This window comes from Lactobacillus gallinarum DSM 10532 = JCM 2011 (assembly GCF_001434975.1).
GTDB lineage: Bacteria > Bacillota > Bacilli > Lactobacillales > Lactobacillaceae > Lactobacillus > Lactobacillus gallinarum.
This window is the reverse complement of the sequence record NZ_AZEL01000056.1, coordinates 83,429-101,101: the sequence shown is the minus strand read 5'-3', so window position 1 is coordinate 101,101 and position 17,673 is coordinate 83,429. Positions and strand designations below refer to the sequence as shown.

The 17,673-nt window shown below is 37.9% G+C and carries 15 protein-coding genes; 5 read left to right on the top strand and 10 right to left on the bottom strand.

The genetic code is table 11. The features are described 5' to 3' along the window. From FC37_RS08140 to dnaA, 10 genes are all read right to left on the bottom strand, one after another. The gene (locus tag FC37_RS08140) at nucleotides 1-2,022 is read right to left on the bottom strand and encodes a DHH family phosphoesterase (RefSeq protein WP_025006347.1); all 2,022 of its coding nucleotides are present in this window, start codon (nucleotides 2,020-2,022) and stop codon (nucleotides 1-3) included. A gap of 135 nt (nucleotides 2,023-2,157) precedes the next feature. Beyond that, nucleotides 2,158-2,394 (bottom strand): 30S ribosomal protein S18, encoded by a 237-nt coding sequence (rpsR, locus tag FC37_RS08135; RefSeq protein WP_003549366.1) that lies wholly within the window; start codon nucleotides 2,392-2,394, stop codon nucleotides 2,158-2,160. A 27-nt stretch (nucleotides 2,395-2,421) separates the two neighbouring features. Then, nucleotides 2,422-2,943 (bottom strand): single-stranded DNA-binding protein, encoded by a 522-nt coding sequence (ssb, locus tag FC37_RS08130; RefSeq protein WP_025006346.1) that lies wholly within the window; start codon nucleotides 2,941-2,943, stop codon nucleotides 2,422-2,424. A gap of 45 nt (nucleotides 2,944-2,988) precedes the next feature. Further along, on the bottom strand, nucleotides 2,989-3,285 hold the full coding sequence (rpsF, locus tag FC37_RS08125) for a 30S ribosomal protein S6 (protein ID WP_025006345.1): 297 nt from the start codon (nucleotides 3,283-3,285) through the stop codon (nucleotides 2,989-2,991). Nucleotides 3,286-3,503: 218 nt separating this feature from the next. Next, nucleotides 3,504-5,987, bottom strand: coding sequence for a DNA gyrase subunit A (gyrA, locus tag FC37_RS08120; RefSeq protein WP_056945598.1), 2,484 nt, complete (start codon nucleotides 5,985-5,987; stop codon nucleotides 3,504-3,506). 10 nt (nucleotides 5,988-5,997) lie between these two features. Next, a complete protein-coding gene (gene gyrB / locus FC37_RS08115) occupies nucleotides 5,998-7,962 on the bottom strand; it encodes a DNA topoisomerase (ATP-hydrolyzing) subunit B (RefSeq protein WP_056945597.1) in 1,965 nt (654 codons plus the stop codon). Next, on the bottom strand, nucleotides 7,963-9,090 hold the full coding sequence (gene recF / locus FC37_RS08110; RefSeq protein WP_025006344.1) for a DNA replication/repair protein RecF: 1,128 nt from the start codon (nucleotides 9,088-9,090) through the stop codon (nucleotides 7,963-7,965). Further along, the gene (gene yaaA / locus FC37_RS08105; RefSeq protein WP_025006343.1) at nucleotides 9,090-9,314 is read right to left on the bottom strand and encodes a S4 domain-containing protein YaaA; all 225 of its coding nucleotides are present in this window, start codon (nucleotides 9,312-9,314) and stop codon (nucleotides 9,090-9,092) included. Before yaaA ends, recF begins: the two co-directional genes overlap by 1 nt. Nucleotides 9,315-9,536: 222 nt before the next feature. After that, nucleotides 9,537-10,667: a DNA polymerase III subunit beta gene (dnaN, locus tag FC37_RS08100; RefSeq protein WP_025006342.1), complete on the bottom strand. Its 1,131-nt coding sequence runs from the start codon at nucleotides 10,665-10,667 to the stop codon at nucleotides 9,537-9,539. Nucleotides 10,668-10,823: 156 nt separating this feature from the next. Then, entirely contained in the window at nucleotides 10,824-12,191 is a 1,368-nt protein-coding gene (gene dnaA / locus FC37_RS08095; protein WP_056945596.1) for a chromosomal replication initiator protein DnaA, read from the bottom strand. Between the two features lie 474 nt (nucleotides 12,192-12,665). On the opposite strand from dnaA, the gene rpmH reads away from it, so the two are divergent. The 5 genes from rpmH (at nucleotide 12,666) to mnmG (ending at nucleotide 17,511) form a co-directional block, all read left to right on the top strand. Next, nucleotides 12,666-12,806, top strand: a complete 141-nt coding sequence (rpmH, locus tag FC37_RS08090) for a 50S ribosomal protein L34 (protein ID WP_003549412.1) — start codon at nucleotides 12,666-12,668, stop codon at nucleotides 12,804-12,806. Between the two features lie 52 nt (nucleotides 12,807-12,858). After that, complete coding sequence (rnpA, locus tag FC37_RS08085; RefSeq protein WP_025006194.1) at nucleotides 12,859-13,227, top strand: ribonuclease P protein component; 369 nt, start codon at nucleotides 12,859-12,861, stop codon at nucleotides 13,225-13,227. A gap of 1 nt (nucleotide 13,228) precedes the next feature. Continuing rightward, a complete protein-coding gene (locus tag FC37_RS08080; protein WP_025006195.1) occupies nucleotides 13,229-14,104 on the top strand; it encodes a YidC/Oxa1 family membrane protein insertase in 876 nt (291 codons plus the stop codon). A gap of 113 nt (nucleotides 14,105-14,217) precedes the next feature. After that, entirely contained in the window at nucleotides 14,218-15,603 is a 1,386-nt protein-coding gene (mnmE, locus tag FC37_RS08075; RefSeq protein ID WP_025006196.1) for a tRNA uridine-5-carboxymethylaminomethyl(34) synthesis GTPase MnmE, read from the top strand. A gap of 9 nt (nucleotides 15,604-15,612) precedes the next feature. Next, nucleotides 15,613-17,511 (top strand): tRNA uridine-5-carboxymethylaminomethyl(34) synthesis enzyme MnmG, encoded by a 1,899-nt coding sequence (mnmG, locus tag FC37_RS08070; RefSeq protein ID WP_025006197.1) that lies wholly within the window; start codon nucleotides 15,613-15,615, stop codon nucleotides 17,509-17,511. Nucleotides 17,512-17,673: the final 162 nt, after the last annotated feature.

Below are 17,673 nucleotides of genomic sequence, written 5' to 3'. Positions count from 1 at the left end.
TTATTCATTTTCCTTTTCGTATTCATCAATTGCTTGAAGCAATTTTGCTCTTGCTTCTTCAATAGTAACACCTTTAATCTGAGTAGCCGCATTAGAAAGATGGCCGCCACCGCCCAGCTTTTCCATAATAATCTGCACATTAATCTTACCCATTGAACGTGCAGAAATACCGATAGTGTCTGGAGTGCGCCGAGTAATGGCAAAACTAGCACCCACATTTTCCAAATCAAGTGCCGTATCAGCTGCTTGAGCCGTGATAATTGGATCGATAATCTTATCATCAGGTCCACACAAAACAGCCATATGCGGCTTTACCATCTTCAATGTAGCAACCAAATGTGTTCTCTCAAGGAAACTATCAATATCTTCCTTGAGCAGTGAACTTACCACAGCTGAATCAGCACCGATTGACCGCAAGTAACTTGCGGCATCAAAGGTTCGAGTCCCCGTTCTAAGCGAGAATTCTTTAGAATCGACTACGATACCGGCAAGCATTGCAGTTGCTTCTAGATCTGTTAAAACTTGCTTGCCTTGCGCTGGCTGTTGATACTCGATCATTTCAGTAACCAACTCACAGGCTGAAGAAGCATATGGTTCAACATAGGTAAGCATTGGATTCTCTGGGAACTCTTCACCACGTCTATGGTGATCAATTACGATAATTCTATTCTTCAAACGATCATACAAGGCTTGAGAATAAGTAATTGAATACTTAGAGTGATCAACCATAACCAACATTGATTTATCAGTTGCTTCAGCTAGAGCCTCCTCAGGACTGATAAAAATATGTTTATCCTGATTCTTCTGTTGCATTCTGATCACTAAGCGCCCTACGTCATAATTTGTTTTATTAGTATCTAAAACAAAATTAGCTTTTACGCCATGAAGGCGAGCCAACTTTACGACACCAATACCACTACCAACTGAGTCCATGTCTGGACGCTGATGTCCAACGACGAAAACACGGTCCGCATCTTTGAATAGTTCACTAATTGCTTGAGAGACCATTCTAGCTCTGACTCTAGTTCGCTTCTCCATTGGGTTGGATTTACCACCATAAAAGCGTGCATCCTTGCCCGGTTGACGAAGCACAACTTGATCCCCGCCTCGACCTAAGGCTAAATCAAGATTAGATTGTGCCTGGTTGGCAATTTCAGAGAGTGAATCGGAGCCGAAGGCAATCCCGACTGACAAGGTAAGCGGAGTGTTGTTACGGCTAGTTTCTTGTCGTACTTTATCTAAGACAGAGAACTTATCCTTTTCCATCTCAGCTAAATCTTGCATATGTACTAGCAGTAAAAAGTGATCTTCATCGATCCGCTTTAAATATGCCTTAAACTTCTTAGCATAATTACTTAACGTGTTTTGTACATATGAACTCATGCTGGTCAGTTCCTGATCATGCATTGTTTCGCTTAACTCATCATAATTATCAATAAAGATCTGTCCAATAGCCAGACGCTCAGCTTCATACTTATCTTCGATTTTTGCATAACGCGTAATATCTAGCAGATAAATTACGCCCAAATCATCTTGGACCACCATTTCAAAACGGTGTCCATCCCAATTAACTATATGGTTTTCTGAGGTTTTAGCTTCAATCGCTTCATTCAACAATTTATTCAGATCTGGATCTACAGCTTCAATTGTGTGACCTACTAAATCCGTATCTTTAAGATACAATTGCAAATAAGGATTCACCCATTGAATCTGATGATCAGAATCATAGAGCAAAATACCGAGTGGCATCTTGATCATGGCTTCTTGCTCACTACGTTTTATTCGGTAAGACAGATTAACGGCAAAATTAGTTGCCTTACCTGCCAAAATGTAGGTTCCATAAATGGCAAAAGCAACAGACATAATAAAAATTAGCACCATTGCTAAACCAAATAATGGACTCATAATCATCGCAATAATACTTCCCACTAAAGAAAGTACTAAAATGATTACTACGGAAGCTGTTAATCGCGAATCTTTAATAAATTCAGGCAATTCAAGCTTACGTAAAAAATCTTTCATGAAGATCCTTCCTATTACAAGGTAAAATATATCAGTATCAATTATACATTATTACGCGTTATGAATGAAAAAATGGCACTAAAAAAGGGCAGGAAATAATCCTGTCCTTTTGGTTTGTATTCGATCTAATTTTAATTAGTCTTCAGCAACAAATGGTAACAAGCCCATGATACGAGCTCTCTTAATAGCATTTGCAACTTTACGTTGGTTCTTAGCACTAGTGCCAGTAACACGACGTGGTAAAATCTTACCTCTTTCTGAGATAAAACGTTTCAACAGATCGACATCCTTGTAGTCAACGTAATCGATGTGGTTAGCTGCAATGTAGTCAACCTTACGACGACGACGGCCGCCTCTTCTTTGTTGAGCCATGTTCTAGAATCCTTTCTTTAAATATTTTTAGAATGGAAGATCATCATCAGAAATATCAATCGGATCGCCAGATCCTGCGAATGGATCTTGAGCGTTGTTTGATTGATTATTAGTATTCTGAGTAGTATTTTGTGATCCACCATTATTTTGGAAGTTGTTAGTGCTTGTAGCACCAGCATTTCCAGTATTTGGTGTATAACCACCATTTTGACCGCGGGCTTCACGATCCTTGCGTGATTCGAGCAATGCGAAGTTATCAACAACAACTTCAGTTACATATACTCTTTGCCCATCTTTATTGTCATAACTTCTGGTTTGAATACGGCCATCAATACCAACTAATGAACCCTTTGAAGTAAAGTTACAGAAGTTTTCCGCAGATTTTCTCCAAATTACACAGCTGATAAAGTCCGCGCCCCTCTCACCTTGGCTATTTGTAAATTGACGGTCAACAGCAAGAGTAAACGTAGCAACCGAGATTCCACTCCCAGTAGTACGCAATTCAGGATCACGTGTTAAACGGCCAACAAGTACAACTCTATTAATCATACTTATGTCCTTCCTTTCCTAAATCACGAAAACAATAAATTAAAATTACTTGTCTAACTTAACGGTCATTGAACGTAAGATAGCGTTGTCAATCTTTGACAAACGGCTAAATTCGTTAACTGCGTCAGCGTTGTCAGCAGTGAAAGTCATAATGTGGTAAGTACCTTCACGATACTTATCAATTTCATATGCGAAACGACGCTTGCCCCAGTCTTTGGATTCTACCATAGTACCACCGTTATCAGCGATAACCTTGTCGTAGTTTTCTACGAGGGCCTTCTTTGATTCTTCATCAACATCAGGCTTGATAATGTAAGTTACTTCGTACTTTGTAGTTGCCATGACTAATGCACCTCCTTTTGGACTATATGGTTCTTGCTAAAATCAAGAACAAGGAGTAATTGAAATATTACTCGCAATTTCTAATTCTAGCATATAAATAAAAAATTACCAAACAGTTTTTCACGTGATCCTAAATAGTTTTTTACTGTTCATTATTTATTACGCAAAAAAGTTTGATAATTTTTTTAAAACTTCAAATTTTTTGATTTTTTAATTAATTACTCATTATCGTCATTGTCATCTTCATCATCAACTTGATCTTGATCAGCTTCAGATGGAACAATGGTCAAACTTGCGACTTGACTATCGTCGTTAACTTTAATCAAGCGAACACCCATAGTACTACGTCCAGTTTGAGAAACATCCTTTGTCTTAAAGCGGATCATAATACCATCAGTAGTGATAACCATGATGTCCTTGCCCTTACTAATAACGATTACGCCAGCAAGTAGGCCATTCTTTTCAGTGATATTAGCAGTCTTGATACCTTTACCACCACGGCCCTTAACTGGATATTCTGCAGCTGGAGTACGTTTACCATAGCCTTTTTCAGAAATGACTAATACCTGGTCGTCTGCACCTAATACACCAGAACCAACTACATAATCATGATCACGTAAGTTAATTCCGCGTACACCCGCAGCAGTTCTACCCATAGCACGAACGTCGCTTTCCTTGAAGGTAACGGCATAACCCGAGTGAGTACCGATCAAAATGTTTTGGTTGCCATCAGTGGTCAAAACGTTGCTCAATTCATCCCCATCACGGAGAGTAAGGGCAATCAAACCACTGTTTCTAATGTTAGAAAATTCGCTAACGTGGGTACGCTTAACTGTTCCCATCTTGGTGATAAAGAACAAGTAGTTATCATCCGCATTTTCAGGAATGTTGATAACTGTTTGAACCTTTTCGCCCTTCTCTAATTGGAGCAAGTTAACTACTGGCAATCCCTTGGCCATACGACCATATTCTGGAATTTCATATGCCTTCTTTGAGTAAACTTTACCCGCATTAGTAAAGAACAAAAGCATGTCATGTGTACTTGAGTAAATTAAGTGTTCGATAAAGTCACCATCTTGAACACCCATACCCTTAATACCTTTACCACCACGGTTTTGGGTCTTAAATTCTTGAATTGGCATTCTCTTGATGTAACCATTGTGAGTTACAGTCAAAAGAATATTTTGTTTTTCAATTAAATCTTCATCTTCAATTGAAACAACTTCGCTAGCACCAATTTCGGTTCTACGCTTATCACCAAAGCGCTTTTGGATATCTAATAATTCATCATAAATAATCTTATCGATCCGTTCAGGCTTAGCCAAAATATCTTTGTAATCGGCAATCTTAGCTTGCAACTCTCTATATTCGGCCTCAACCTTATCTCGTTCCAAGCCTGTTAAACGTACAAGACGCATATCCAAAATTGCTTGAGATTGCTTATCATCAAGACCGAAGCGACTAATTAAAGTTGCCTTAGCGATATCACTTGATTGACTGTTACGGATAATATGAACAATTTCATCAATATTATCTAGAGCAATTCGCAACCCTTCAAGAATATGGGCTCTAGCCTCAGCCTTAGCTAATTCGAACTTGGTTCTACGAGTTACAACATCTTCTTGGTGGTCCAAGTAATATTGCAACATTTGCTTCAAAGTTAAGAAGTGTGGTGCACCATCAACAATGGCAACCATGTTCATGCCGAAGTTAGCCTGCATTTGAGTTTGTTTGAACAAATTATTCAAAACAACACTGGCACTGGCATCCCTACGAATATCAATAGTAATTCGCATACCAGTCTGGTCAGATTCATCACGAACACCAGTAATTCCATCGATGATCTTTTCACGTGCTAAGTCAGCAATCTTCTTAACTAATTCAGCCTTATTAACCATGAAAGGAATTTCGCTAACAATAATTCTTTCACGGCCACTCTTTTCTGTTTCGATATTCGTTTTGGCACGTACAACGATGTTGCCCTTACCAGTTTCATAAGCACGATAAATTCCACCGCGACCCATAATAATTCCACCAGTTGGGAAATCAGGGCCTGGAATAACCTTCATCAAATCCTTAGTAGTGGCATCAGGATTTTTCATCAACATGTGCAAACCACTAATTACTTCGCTCAAGTTATGAGGTGGGATATTAGTTGTCATACCAACAGCAATACCGTTAGCACCGTTAACTAACAAGTTAGGAATTCTAGCTGGCAATACTACTGGTTCATTTTCAGTATCATCATAGTTTCTTTGCCAGTCGATTGTGTTTTTATTGATATCACGAAGCATTTCAACAGCGATTTTGCTCATTCTTGCTTCGGTATAACGCATTGCGGCTGGTTCGTCCCCATCAACAGAACCGAAGTTACCGTGACCATCAACTAACATGTAACGGTATGAAAAGTCTTGTGCCATGTGCGCCATAGCTAAATAAATTGATGAGTCACCGTGTGGGTGGAATTTACCCATAACTTCCCCAACAATTCTGGCACTCTTCTTGTATGGCTTATCAGGCGTAACACCTAATTCGCTCATTCCATAAAGAATACGACGCTGTACAGGCTTCAAACCATCGCGAACATCAGGCAAAGCACGAGCTACAATAACTGACATTGCATAGTCCAGGAATGAACTACGCATCATGCTAGTTAAATCGACGTTTCTAATTCTACGATCTTGAGTTTGATTATCGTCCATCTAACCTCTCCTATGCATCCAAATTTTCAACATATTTAGCATTCTTTTGAATAAAGTCACGTCTTGGAGCAACTTCATTACCCATTAAAAGTTCAAAGACTGCATCCGCATCCTTGGCATATTCAGGACTTACTCGATCCAAACGTCTATTTTCTGGATTCATAGTAGTTTCCCATAATTGTTCTGGGTCCATTTCACCTAACCCCTTGTAACGCTGTACAACTGGCTTAGGACTTGGTTGCAAACTACCTAAGTAATCATGCAATTCTTCATCAGTATCAAGATATTTAATTACCTTACCCTGACGAACTTGATACAGAGGTGGACGAGCGATGTATACATATCCCTTTTCAATCATTGGACGCATGTAATTGTAAAACAGCGTCAAAAGCAAAGTTCTAATGTGAGCACCATCGACATCGGCATCAGTCATGATAATTAACTTATGGTAACGAGCCTTAGACACATCAAAATCTGCACCAAAGCCTGTACCCAAAGCTGTAAATAAAGATCTGATTTCTTGGTTAGCTAAAATACGATCCATTGAAGCTTTTTCAACGTTCAAGATCTTACCTCTGATTGGCAAAATTGCTTGGGTCAAACGAGATCTACCTTGTTTTGCTGAACCACCGGCCGAATTACCCTCAACGATAAATAATTCAGAAATACTTGGATCATTACTGGTATTGTCAGCTAATTTACCTGGCAAGTTTGCAATTTCCAAACCGGACTTTTTACGGGTAACTTCACGCGCACGCTTAGCAGCTGTTCTAGCACGTTCAGCAAGTTGTCCCTTTTCCACAATCTTGCGTCCAACAGATGGATTTTCCATTAAGAAACGGCTAAAAGTCTCAGAGAATGACTTATCTACTGCTGTTCTAGCATCTGAGTTACCCAACTTAGTCTTGGTCTGACCTTCAAACTGAGGACTTGGGTGCTTAACTGAAACAACAGCTGTCATTCCTTCACGGATATCTTCACCAGAAAGATTGTCATCCTTATCCTTTAAGATCTTAGCCTTGTGCGCATAGTCGTTGACTACACGAGTTAAAGCAGTCTTAAAACCAGCCTCGTGCATCCCACCTTCATAGGTGTGGATATTATTAGCGAAAGTCATCAAAGTGGTCTTATAGCCATTTGTATATTGCAAAGCAACTTCCACATCAATACCGTTATAAGTACTTTCAACATAGATTGGTTCATCAAATAATACTTCTTGTCCTTTGTTCAAAAAGGCAACGTATTCTTTAATACCACCTTCGTACTTGTATACGTCGGTTTCAGCACTATCTTTACGTTTATCAGTAAAAGTAAGCTTTAATCCCTTGTTTAAAAATGCAAGTTCACGAATTCTATTCTTTAAGATCTTGTCATCAAAAGTAGTAGTTTCAGTAAAAATATCAGGATCTGGATAGAAATGAACAATAGTACCATGTTGATCAAGTGGCACAGTACCAATTTGTTTCATATCATCCTTAACACGGCCGTGATCAAAATCAATGAAATACTTTTTACCATCACGCATGACAGTTACATCAAGCTTAGTGGACAAAGCATTTACAACAGATGCACCAACACCGTGTAAACCACCTGATACCTTGTATCCGCCACCGCCGAATTTGCCACCGGCGTGAAGTACAGTAAATACAGTCTCTAATGCTGGACGACCTGTCTTTTTCTGAATATCTACTGGGATACCACGACCATCATCTTGAACAGTAACACTACCATCCTCATTAACAGTAATTTCAATCTTGGTAGCAAAACCAGCAAGTCGTTCATCAATACTGTTATCAATAATTTCCCACACTAAGTGGTGCAATCCCTGAGAACTAGTCGAACCGATATACATACCTGGTCGCTTACGAACAGCCTCCAGGCCGCCTAAGACTTGAATTTGACTGGCATTATACTTGTCGGCCTCTTTTTCATATTTTTTGACCTTATCAAGATTTTTCTTTGAATTATCAGCCATTTAATTCTCCTTCTCAAAACTAATTTTGCCTGATTGAATGTGGTACACACGTGGCTTCTTAATTATTTCCCAGGAAATTCCTTCCAGATCTGTTGTAGTGATAAAGGTCTGAGTCTTTCCATGAATATAATTAAGGAGTGCACTTTGACGAGTGTGATCTAGCTCACTCATCACATCATCTAATAACAACAATGGATATTCATCAGTTAATTGATGGATCAACTGAATTTCTGCCAACTTTACACTTAAAGCAATGGAACGTTGCTGTCCCTGGGAAGCATATAAATGGGCATTTTTACCATCGAGCTTAAACTCAATATCGTCTCGGTGCGGTCCAGACGTAGTAGTACCCTTCCGCATTTCAATCGCTTTATTGCGTTCAAAGTTTGCTAGTATTTTTTGATAAATCTCTTCAACAGTATCATCCGCTTCAATAGTAGAAACAGATGGGTGGTACGCTATTGCTAGCTTCTCACCACCCAAACTGATATGTGCATATGCATCGCTAGCATAGTGACTTAAATATCGCAAAAACTTAAAACGACGAAAAATCACTTCTGCAGCAATACCTGCAAGCTGATCTGACAATACATCCAAAAAGACCTGATCTTTTGTTTTTCCTTTGGCAAGTTGCTTTAAATAATTATTTTTTTGAAGCAAAACTTGCCGATACTTACTAGCAAAGTATAAATATTCCGCATTTATTTGACCGAATTCTTGGTCCATAAATCTTCTCCGCAAGGCTGGAGCACCCTTTATCAACTCCAAATCCTCCGGAGAAAATAAAATTGCATTTAATTGGCCAACATACTTCGATAACTTAGCTTGCTCAACACGATTAATCCATACTTTTTTACCCTTTTGGGTGATCAAAACACGCAATGTTAAATCAACCTGGCTTTTTTGCACATGACCAAGCAAATTGGTGTATTCGCCACCAAAACCTATTAATTCTTTATCAGAATTGGTTCTATGGGATCTAGTCAACGCTAAAAAATATATTGCTTCCAAAAGATTGGTTTTTCCCTGCGCATTTTTGCCAATAAAAATATTGACGTTAGGATCAAAATCGATATCAAGCTTTTTTAAATTACGAAAATTTTGAACTACAAAATGATCAAGATACATTACTCTTCCCGCCGAAATTCATATTCTTGCCCATTAACTAGCAAATGATCTCCAACGCGAATTTTTTTACCTCTACGATTCTCAAGTGCTCCATTTAAAGTTACTGGATTATCTTGGAGATAAAATTTAGCTTGTCCGCCTGACGAAACAACGCTCTCTTCTTTAAGGAATTGCCCTAAAGTTATACAGTCGCCAACAATTGTAAAATATTTGATGATGTTCACCTTCAATACTCTTTTTACCTATATAATTATATTAGTTTTCATAACAAATAACAAACTTAAACCGCTATTTAAGGCGTTTTCTGCGGTTTTTTTGCAAATAACCTGATCACACTGTCCCGAATAAAAAATACTAGAGCGTCGATTTTTAGCATTTAACAGAAAAACAAATAAAAACTGCCCACGATGGGGCAGTTTTTTAATACCTAAATTTTGTGTACTTAATTAGTAGGTTCTAACTGGTGTAATTAATTGAACAAATTCAATATCATCTTTATCTGGATTAATGACGAATGGACGCAGTGGCTTAGTAAAACTCATTACTACAGAATCGGTAATAGAAGCTCTAAGTGCATCACGCATGTAATCGGGGTTGAATGAAATTTGTAAGTCATTTCCTTCCAAGTTCCTGAAACTTACATCTTCTTCTACATTACCAATTTCTGCGGATTTACCAGATAACTTTGCAGTTTGGTTCGTAGTATCCAAAGTTAAAGTTACTACGTTATTGCGGCCCGCGTGTGTTAACAAACTTGCACGTTCAAGTGCACTAGATAATTCTGAAATATCAAATTCAACACTAGTAGTTTTTTCAGTTGGAATTAAACGATCAGTGTCAGGATAATTGCCATCAAGCAAACGTGAATAGAATGAAAGATTGCCAATTACAAACAATGCTTGGTTATCACCAGGGCAAATTTTTACTTCTGGATCAGTTTCTCCAATAATTCTAGCTAATTCTTGCAAACTTTTACCAGGGATAATCAGATCGGTTTCTGCTTGAGGTCCGTTTTCTAAAGTAATAGTTCTCTGTGATAAACGGTGAGAATCAGTTGCGACTGCCTTAATGTTGGTTGGATTAAAGAAGAAACGAACACCTGTAAGAACAGCTCTCGTTTGATCGTTAGATGTGGCAAATTGCGTTTCATTAATAATTTCACGGAAAGTTTTGCCAGAAATAGTAAATGCGGCATTATCAGGGATTTCAGGTAAACGTGGATAATTATTTGCATCTAAGCCATTAATTGTAAATTCACTATTTTCAGATACGATTTGAGTTTGGAAACTTTCTTTTACTTCAAATGAAAAGTCTTTACCTGGTAATTTCTTAACAATTTCACTGAAGAATCTAGCAGGCAGAACAATTGAACCTGTAGATTCCACATTTAAGTCTTCGTTTACAGGTATCTTTATTTCAATTGAAATGTCTGTATCGCTACCTGTTAAGGTTAATTCTGTTTCGGTCAAGTCTAACTTAATACCACTAAGAATAGGAATAGTTGCTCTTGAGGAAATAGCCCGCATTACATTGTTCAAGTTTTCTATAAACAGATTACGATTAATTGTAAATTTCATTGTTGTCCTCCTAAGTTACTTATATTAATTATATATTTAATTAGTAGTAGTAGGGTCTGTGAATTTTGTTGAAAACTCAATAGAAGCCTTAAAATAACGGAATTGAAACGGTTAAAAACTATGTGTAAAACTCTTAAAGTTATCCACAGTGGATAATTAATGCTCAAGCATTTGTTTCAAATCAAACACAGCACTTTTTATTTCTGTATCTGTTTTTATTTGCTTATCGATTTTATCATATGCATGCATTACCGTGGTATGATCTTTGCCGCCAAATTCTTGTCCAATTTTTGGTAGACTAGCATCAGTTAACTCACGAGATAAGTACATCGCTATTTGTCTTGGTACTACAATCTGCCGTACACGCTTTTTACCCTTTAATTCGGCAGTTGAAGTTTGGAAATAATTTGCGACTACTTCCTGGATTTTAGATATCTGTAACCCGCGATTTTTTTTGACTAATTTTAGATCAACAAGAGCCTCTCGAGCTAAATTTGTATTTATGTCTGCTTTTTCAATAGTTGCATATGCTTGAACTTTAACAAGTGCACCTTCAAGTTCTCTAATATTAGTGTCTACTTGTGAGGCTATGTAATCGAGAGTGTTGTCATCAATGACTAAGCCCTCTGCTTCTGCCTTCCTGCGTAAAATTGCAATTCGTGTTTCAAGATCTGGAGGTGTAATTTCAACCTGTAACCCCCATGTAAATCGAGAAACTAAACGCTCGGACAAATCGGAAATTTCAGTTGGTAAGCGATCACTGGTCATCACGATTTGCTTTTGATCATTATATAGAGTCTCAAAGGTATGGAAGAATTCTTCTTGAATACCTTCTTTTTTTGCAAAAAATTGAATATCGTCGACTAACAGCAAGTCACAAGTTCTGTATTTTTCGCGGAATTGGTCTTGCGTTTTATTTTTTATGGAATTAATAAAATCATTAACGAAAGTTTCACTCTGTATATAGACTACTTTTGCATTAGGACGTTCGGCTAACATTTGGTGACCGATTGCCTGCATTAAGTGTGTTTTTCCAAGACCAACACCACCAAAAATAAAGAGTGGATTGTAAAAGCTACCAGGACTGTCTGCTACAGCCAATGCGGCGCCGGCAGCTAATTTGTTTCCCTCACCTTGAACGAAATTATCAAAGGTATATTTTTCGTTTAATTTTAAATTTTTGGTGAATTGTCTAGGTGCTCTTTTTTCTTGTTGTAGTTGAATATCATGTTTGGGCTCGGGTGTGACGATCCGTTCAGGACTTTCGCTATTTTCAGTTATCTGAAATACAGGTAATATTTCAATTCCGGCGTAACCATAGGCCGATTGAATCAGTTGTGAAGATAAATTTTTCTCCCAATACCCCTTTGCAACAGGATTTTGAACTAAGATTTTCAATTCATGTGTATTTTTATTGTAAGAAATAGGCTTAGTATTTTTAAACCATGCATTATAAGCAACTTCATTAAAACGAGCCCGCATCTCATCGTTAAAATGTTGCCAGAATTTTTCAATGTCGAACAATGTGCATTCCCCCAATAGTAAAAAGCACATTAAGTGTATCATTTTATATAAAAGTTTTCCACAAGAGTAAAAGTAATTAACATGATTAACAGTCTGTGGATTATTTTAATACTGATATGCACATTTTGACATGATACAAATCAAAAGGTTAATTTATGCACAGTTGACATGTGGATTACTTTTGCTATTGTAGCAGTAATTTAAGCGCATTACCATATGCGTTATCCACATGGTGTGAATTTAATTTTTAACATCCTGTGGGATGTGGAAAACATTGGGAATTATCTTGTGAATTACTTCGTGTGAAAAAATATTTATTTTTTTATCCACATAAAAATGCTGTTTAAGGGATTTATTTTTGAATGAATCATGAATGCTTTTTTAAATAAATACTTGGTTTTTGCGGCTATTCGTGCTATTCTTAATAAGAAATTGTGTATTTAGCACAAAGATTTTATGGAGGTGCAGTTTACAATGACAACTAAGAGAACTTACCAACCTAAGAAGCGTCACCGTTCACGTGTTCATGGCTTTATGAAACGTATGAGCACATCAAATGGCCGTAAGGTTTTAGCAAGACGCCGCGCAAAGGGTAGAAAAGTCTTATCTGCTTAAACCACTGAATCCCAGTGGTTTTTTTAGTCTACATAGAGTGGAATGAAACGTTTTGAGAAAGTCTTATCGAGTAAAATCTGAAAAAGATTTCCAGCAAGTTTTCGAGTCTGGTAATTCAGTAGCTAACCGTGCTTTTGTCATCTATAAGGTAGAAAAAGCAGAAAACAAGCACTTTCGTGTAGGTATTTCTGTTGGCAAGAAGGTTGGGCATACTGCAGTTGCACGTAATCGACTCAAGCGTTATATTCGGGCCGTAATTGATGAAAAAAAGTTGGAGATTGATCCACATGCTGATTTTTTAATCATTACCCGGCCTTATGCTCGTAATTTTGATATGGTCAAAGTACGAAAAAACTTGCTTCATGCATTAGCTTTGGCTCATATTATTGAAGAAATGCCAGATGAAGTTGAGGAAAATTAGATTGAAGGACATTCTGACCAAGAGAAATGTCAAACGTCTATTAGCTGTTATGGCTTTGGTGACACTTACTGTTGTTTTGACAGGATGTGCAACTCAGGGCGCAAATGGCTATTCTGCACCAGTTTCTCATAACAGTGGAAATTGGTGGGACAGATGGATTGTTTATTACATGTCAGCTTTCATTTTGTGGTTAGCTAAGTTAATGAGCAATAGCTATGGTTGGGCAATTATTGTCTTTACTATTATTGTTCGTGTCATTTTGTTACCTTTGAATGCTATTTCAATTAGAAGTACAACAAAGATGCAAAGTATCCAGCCGCAACTTAATGAGTTACGTAAGAAATATCCAGGACGTGACACTGAATCAAGGACACTATTACAACAAGAAACTAATAAACTATATAAGGAAGCAGGAGTAAATCCATATACTGGTTGTTTACCTGTTTTAATTCAATTGCCTGTTATGTATGCATTGTTTGGTGCGATTCAACGTACACCACAATTGCAAACGGGGCGGTTTTTATGGATGGATTTAAGTAAACCAGATCCATATTTCATCATGCCGATTTTGGCAATGGTTTTCACTTTCTTGTCTACATATATTAGTCAATTAGCAACACCTCAGTCAGCTCAAAATGGTATGACTAAGGTAATGACTTACGGAATGTCAATCATGGTAGGTGTAATGGCACTAAGTTTCCAATCAGCAATTACACTTTACTGGGTTATTTCTAACTTGTTCCAGGCAGTTCAAACCTTTATCTTGCAAAATCCTATTAAATTTAAGAAAGAGCAAGAAGCTAAGGCAGAAGCTGAACGCGAACGCAAACGCAAGATAAGAAAAACATATAAGCGTTTAGGACGCAAAAAGAGATAATAAAAGAATATCAATCTAAAAATGATTTTTAGATAAAGTAGTCAAAGTGCTTTATCCATCATGTTTATTCGTGATGGCATAATGCGCTTTTTTTATTAAGAAAAGGTGAAATTATGGCTCATACTTTAACAGAATTCGATACAATTGCAGCAATTTCCACCCCAATTGGCGAAGGGGGAATTTCTATTGTGCGGATGTCCGGTGAAGAAGCAATAAAAATTGCAAATGAAGTTTTTAAAGGTGCAGATTTAACTAAAGTGCCAACCCATACTATTCATTATGGTCATATTATTGATCCTGACACTGGTAAAACTATCGATGAATCAATGGTCACAGTATTGCGTGCGCCCAAGACTTTTACGCGTGAGGATATTGTTGAAATCAATTGTCACGGTGGGATCGTAGTTACAAATCATATTTTGCAACTTTTATTAAGTCATGGCGCTCGTATGGCTGATCCAGGTGAATTTACTAAGCGTGCCTTTGTTAATGGCAGAATTGATTTAACTCAGGCTGAAAGTGTGATGGACATTGTTCGTGCTAAAACAGATAAAGCGCGTCAAGTTGCTGTGGGGCAGCTTGCTGGGGGGCTTTTGCATAAAATTCAAGCTATGAGACAGGAGATTTTGGATACTCTGGCTAATGTAGAGGTAAATATTGATTATCCAGAGTATGATGCCGATACTGTTACTGCCAAGCAAATGTCTGATACTGCTAAATCAGTAATTAAGAAAATAGATCGACTATTGAAGACTGCGCAAGAGGGTAAAATCTTGCGTAATGGTCTTGCGACCGCAATTGTCGGTCGCCCTAATGTGGGTAAGTCATCATTGCTTAATTATTTGACTCAAAGTGATAAGGCAATTGTAACCGATGTAGCTGGAACCACTAGAGATACCCTTGAAGAATATGTGTCTGTAAAAGGAGTACCGCTAGAATTAATTGATACTGCCGGAATTCACCATACAGACGATAAGGTTGAAAAAATCGGGGTAGAAAGATCAAAGAAGGCGCTAGATCGTGCTGATCTAGTACTTTTGTTGATAGATGCTAGTCAAGAATTAACAGCTGAAGATAGAGCTTTAATTGAAGAAACTAAGAACAAAAAGAGAATTATTGTCTTGAATAAGTCTGATTTAGGACAAAAGATAACAGTTGATGAAATGAAGAAGCAAACTGGCAGCGACGTTATTTTAACCTCAATTTTGAAAGAGCAAAATCTTGATAAATTAGAAGAATTAATCAATAAACTATTCTTTGCTGGTATCGAAAATTCTAATGATCAAGTAATGGTTACTAACCAGCGTCAAACATCACTTTTAGTTAAGGCTAAAAAAGAATTGCAGGATGTAGTGCAAGCAGTTGATGATGGCATCCCAGTAGATATCGCGCAAATTGATTTCACTGGAGCTTGGGATACTTTAGGCGAAATCACTGGAGAAAGCGCGCCAGATGAACTGGTAACGCAATTGTTTAGTCAATTCTGTTTAGGAAAGTAGGGGAAGAATATGATTAAAACATATGATTCAAATGAATATGATGTAATTGTTGTTGGAGCAGGTCACGCAGGGTGTGAAGCAGCATTGGCAAGTGCACATATGGGGCAAAAGACCTTGCTTGTGACTATTGGTTTGGATATGGTTGCCTTTATGCCATGTAACCCATCAGTTGGTGGTCCTGCTAAAGGGACCGTGGTTCGTGAAATTGACGCTTTGGGCGGACAAATGGGTAAAAACATTGACGCTACTTATATTCAAATGAGAATGTTGAATACCGGTAAGGGTCCAGCCGTACGTGCTCTTCGTGCCCAAGCTGATAAGTGGCAATATCATGAGCATATGAAGGATACTATTGAAAATACGCCTAATTTAACTTTGCGTCAGGCAATTGTAGATCAATTAGTAGTAGAAGACGGCGTTTGCAAAGGTGTAATTACCAATACAGGTGCAAAATACCATGCTAAAAGCGTTGTGTTGACTACCGGTACTGCAGCACGCGGCAAAATTATTATTGGTGAACTTACTTATTCTTCAGGTCCTAACAACACAACTCCTTCAATCAAGTTGTCAGAAAACCTTGAAAAACTTGGTTTTAAGCTTCGTCGTTTTAAGACCGGTACTCCTCCACGTGTTAACGGTAATACGATTGACTACTCCAAGACTGAAGAAGAGCCTGGTGATAAAACTCCTCGTCATTTCTCATATGAAAGTAAAGACGTCGACTATTTGAAGAATCAAATCTCTTGCTGGATGACTTACACCAACAACGGTACCCATGAAATTATTCGTGATAATCTTGATCGAGCACCAATGTTTAGTGGGATTATCAAGGGAGTGGGCCCTCGTTATTGTCCTTCTATTGAAGATAAGGTGGTTCGTTTTGCCGATAAAGATCGTCATCAAATTTTCCTTGAACCAGAAGGTAGAACTACTAAAGAAGTTTATGTAGGCGACTTTTCAACTTCAATGCCTGAAGAAATTCAGCTTAAAATGGTTCACTCAGTTGCGGGACTTGAACACGCTGAGATGATGCGCCCAGGTTATGCAATTGAATATGATGTGGTTGAACCATGGCAATTAAAGCACACTCTTGAGACTAAGAACATCAAGCACTTATTTACTGCTGGACAGATGAATGGTACGTCAGGCTATGAAGAAGCCGCTGGGCAAGGTTTGATTGCTGGGATTAACGCTGCACTAAGCGCACAAGACAAGCCTGGCTTTACCTTGGGACGAAACGATGCTTATATCGGTGTTTTGATTGATGATTTGGTAACTAAGGGTACTAATGAACCATATCGTTTGCTCACTAGTCGTGCCGAATATCGTTTGATTTTACGTCATGATAATGCAGATTTGCGCTTGACCGAATACGGTCACGAACTTGGTTTGATTTCTGATGAACGCTATAAGAAGTTCGAAGAAAAGAAGCAAGCTATTAGGGATGCAAAAGCTAGATTGCATGAAATTACGGTCCACTTGACTGATAATGTTCAGCAATATCTGAAGAGTATCGGCCAGGAACCAATGAAAGCCGGCGTAAAGGCAGACGTCTTCTTACGCCGTCCACATGTTAAGATCGATGATATCGAACGACTCACTGGCGAAAAGATCGATGGTGACCGTTATGTCAAAGAGCAAGTAGAGATTGGGATCAAGTACGCTGGTTACATTAAGAAAGAAGAAACCAGAATTGCTCGTTTAAAGAGACAGGAAGCTAAGAAGATTCCTGCTGATATCGATTACGAGATGATTGAAGGATTAGCGACTGAGGCTCGTCAGAAATTTGAAAAGATTCGTCCTGAGACTTTAGCTCAGGCCGAACGTATTTCGGGGGTAAACCCAGCTGATTTAGCTATCTTGAGTGTTTATATTCAAAATGGTCGCTATTCCAAAGTAAACAAATAAAATGAATAAGTAAAAAGCATAGTTGACAAATACTGCCACTATGCTTTTTTCATGCCCTTTTGAAATAACTCGCAACCTAAAAAATAGACGATTGAATAAAAAGAAAAAATTTTTCTTTAAATTTTGACTATAAGTAATAATAAATGTATATAAAATAAATGA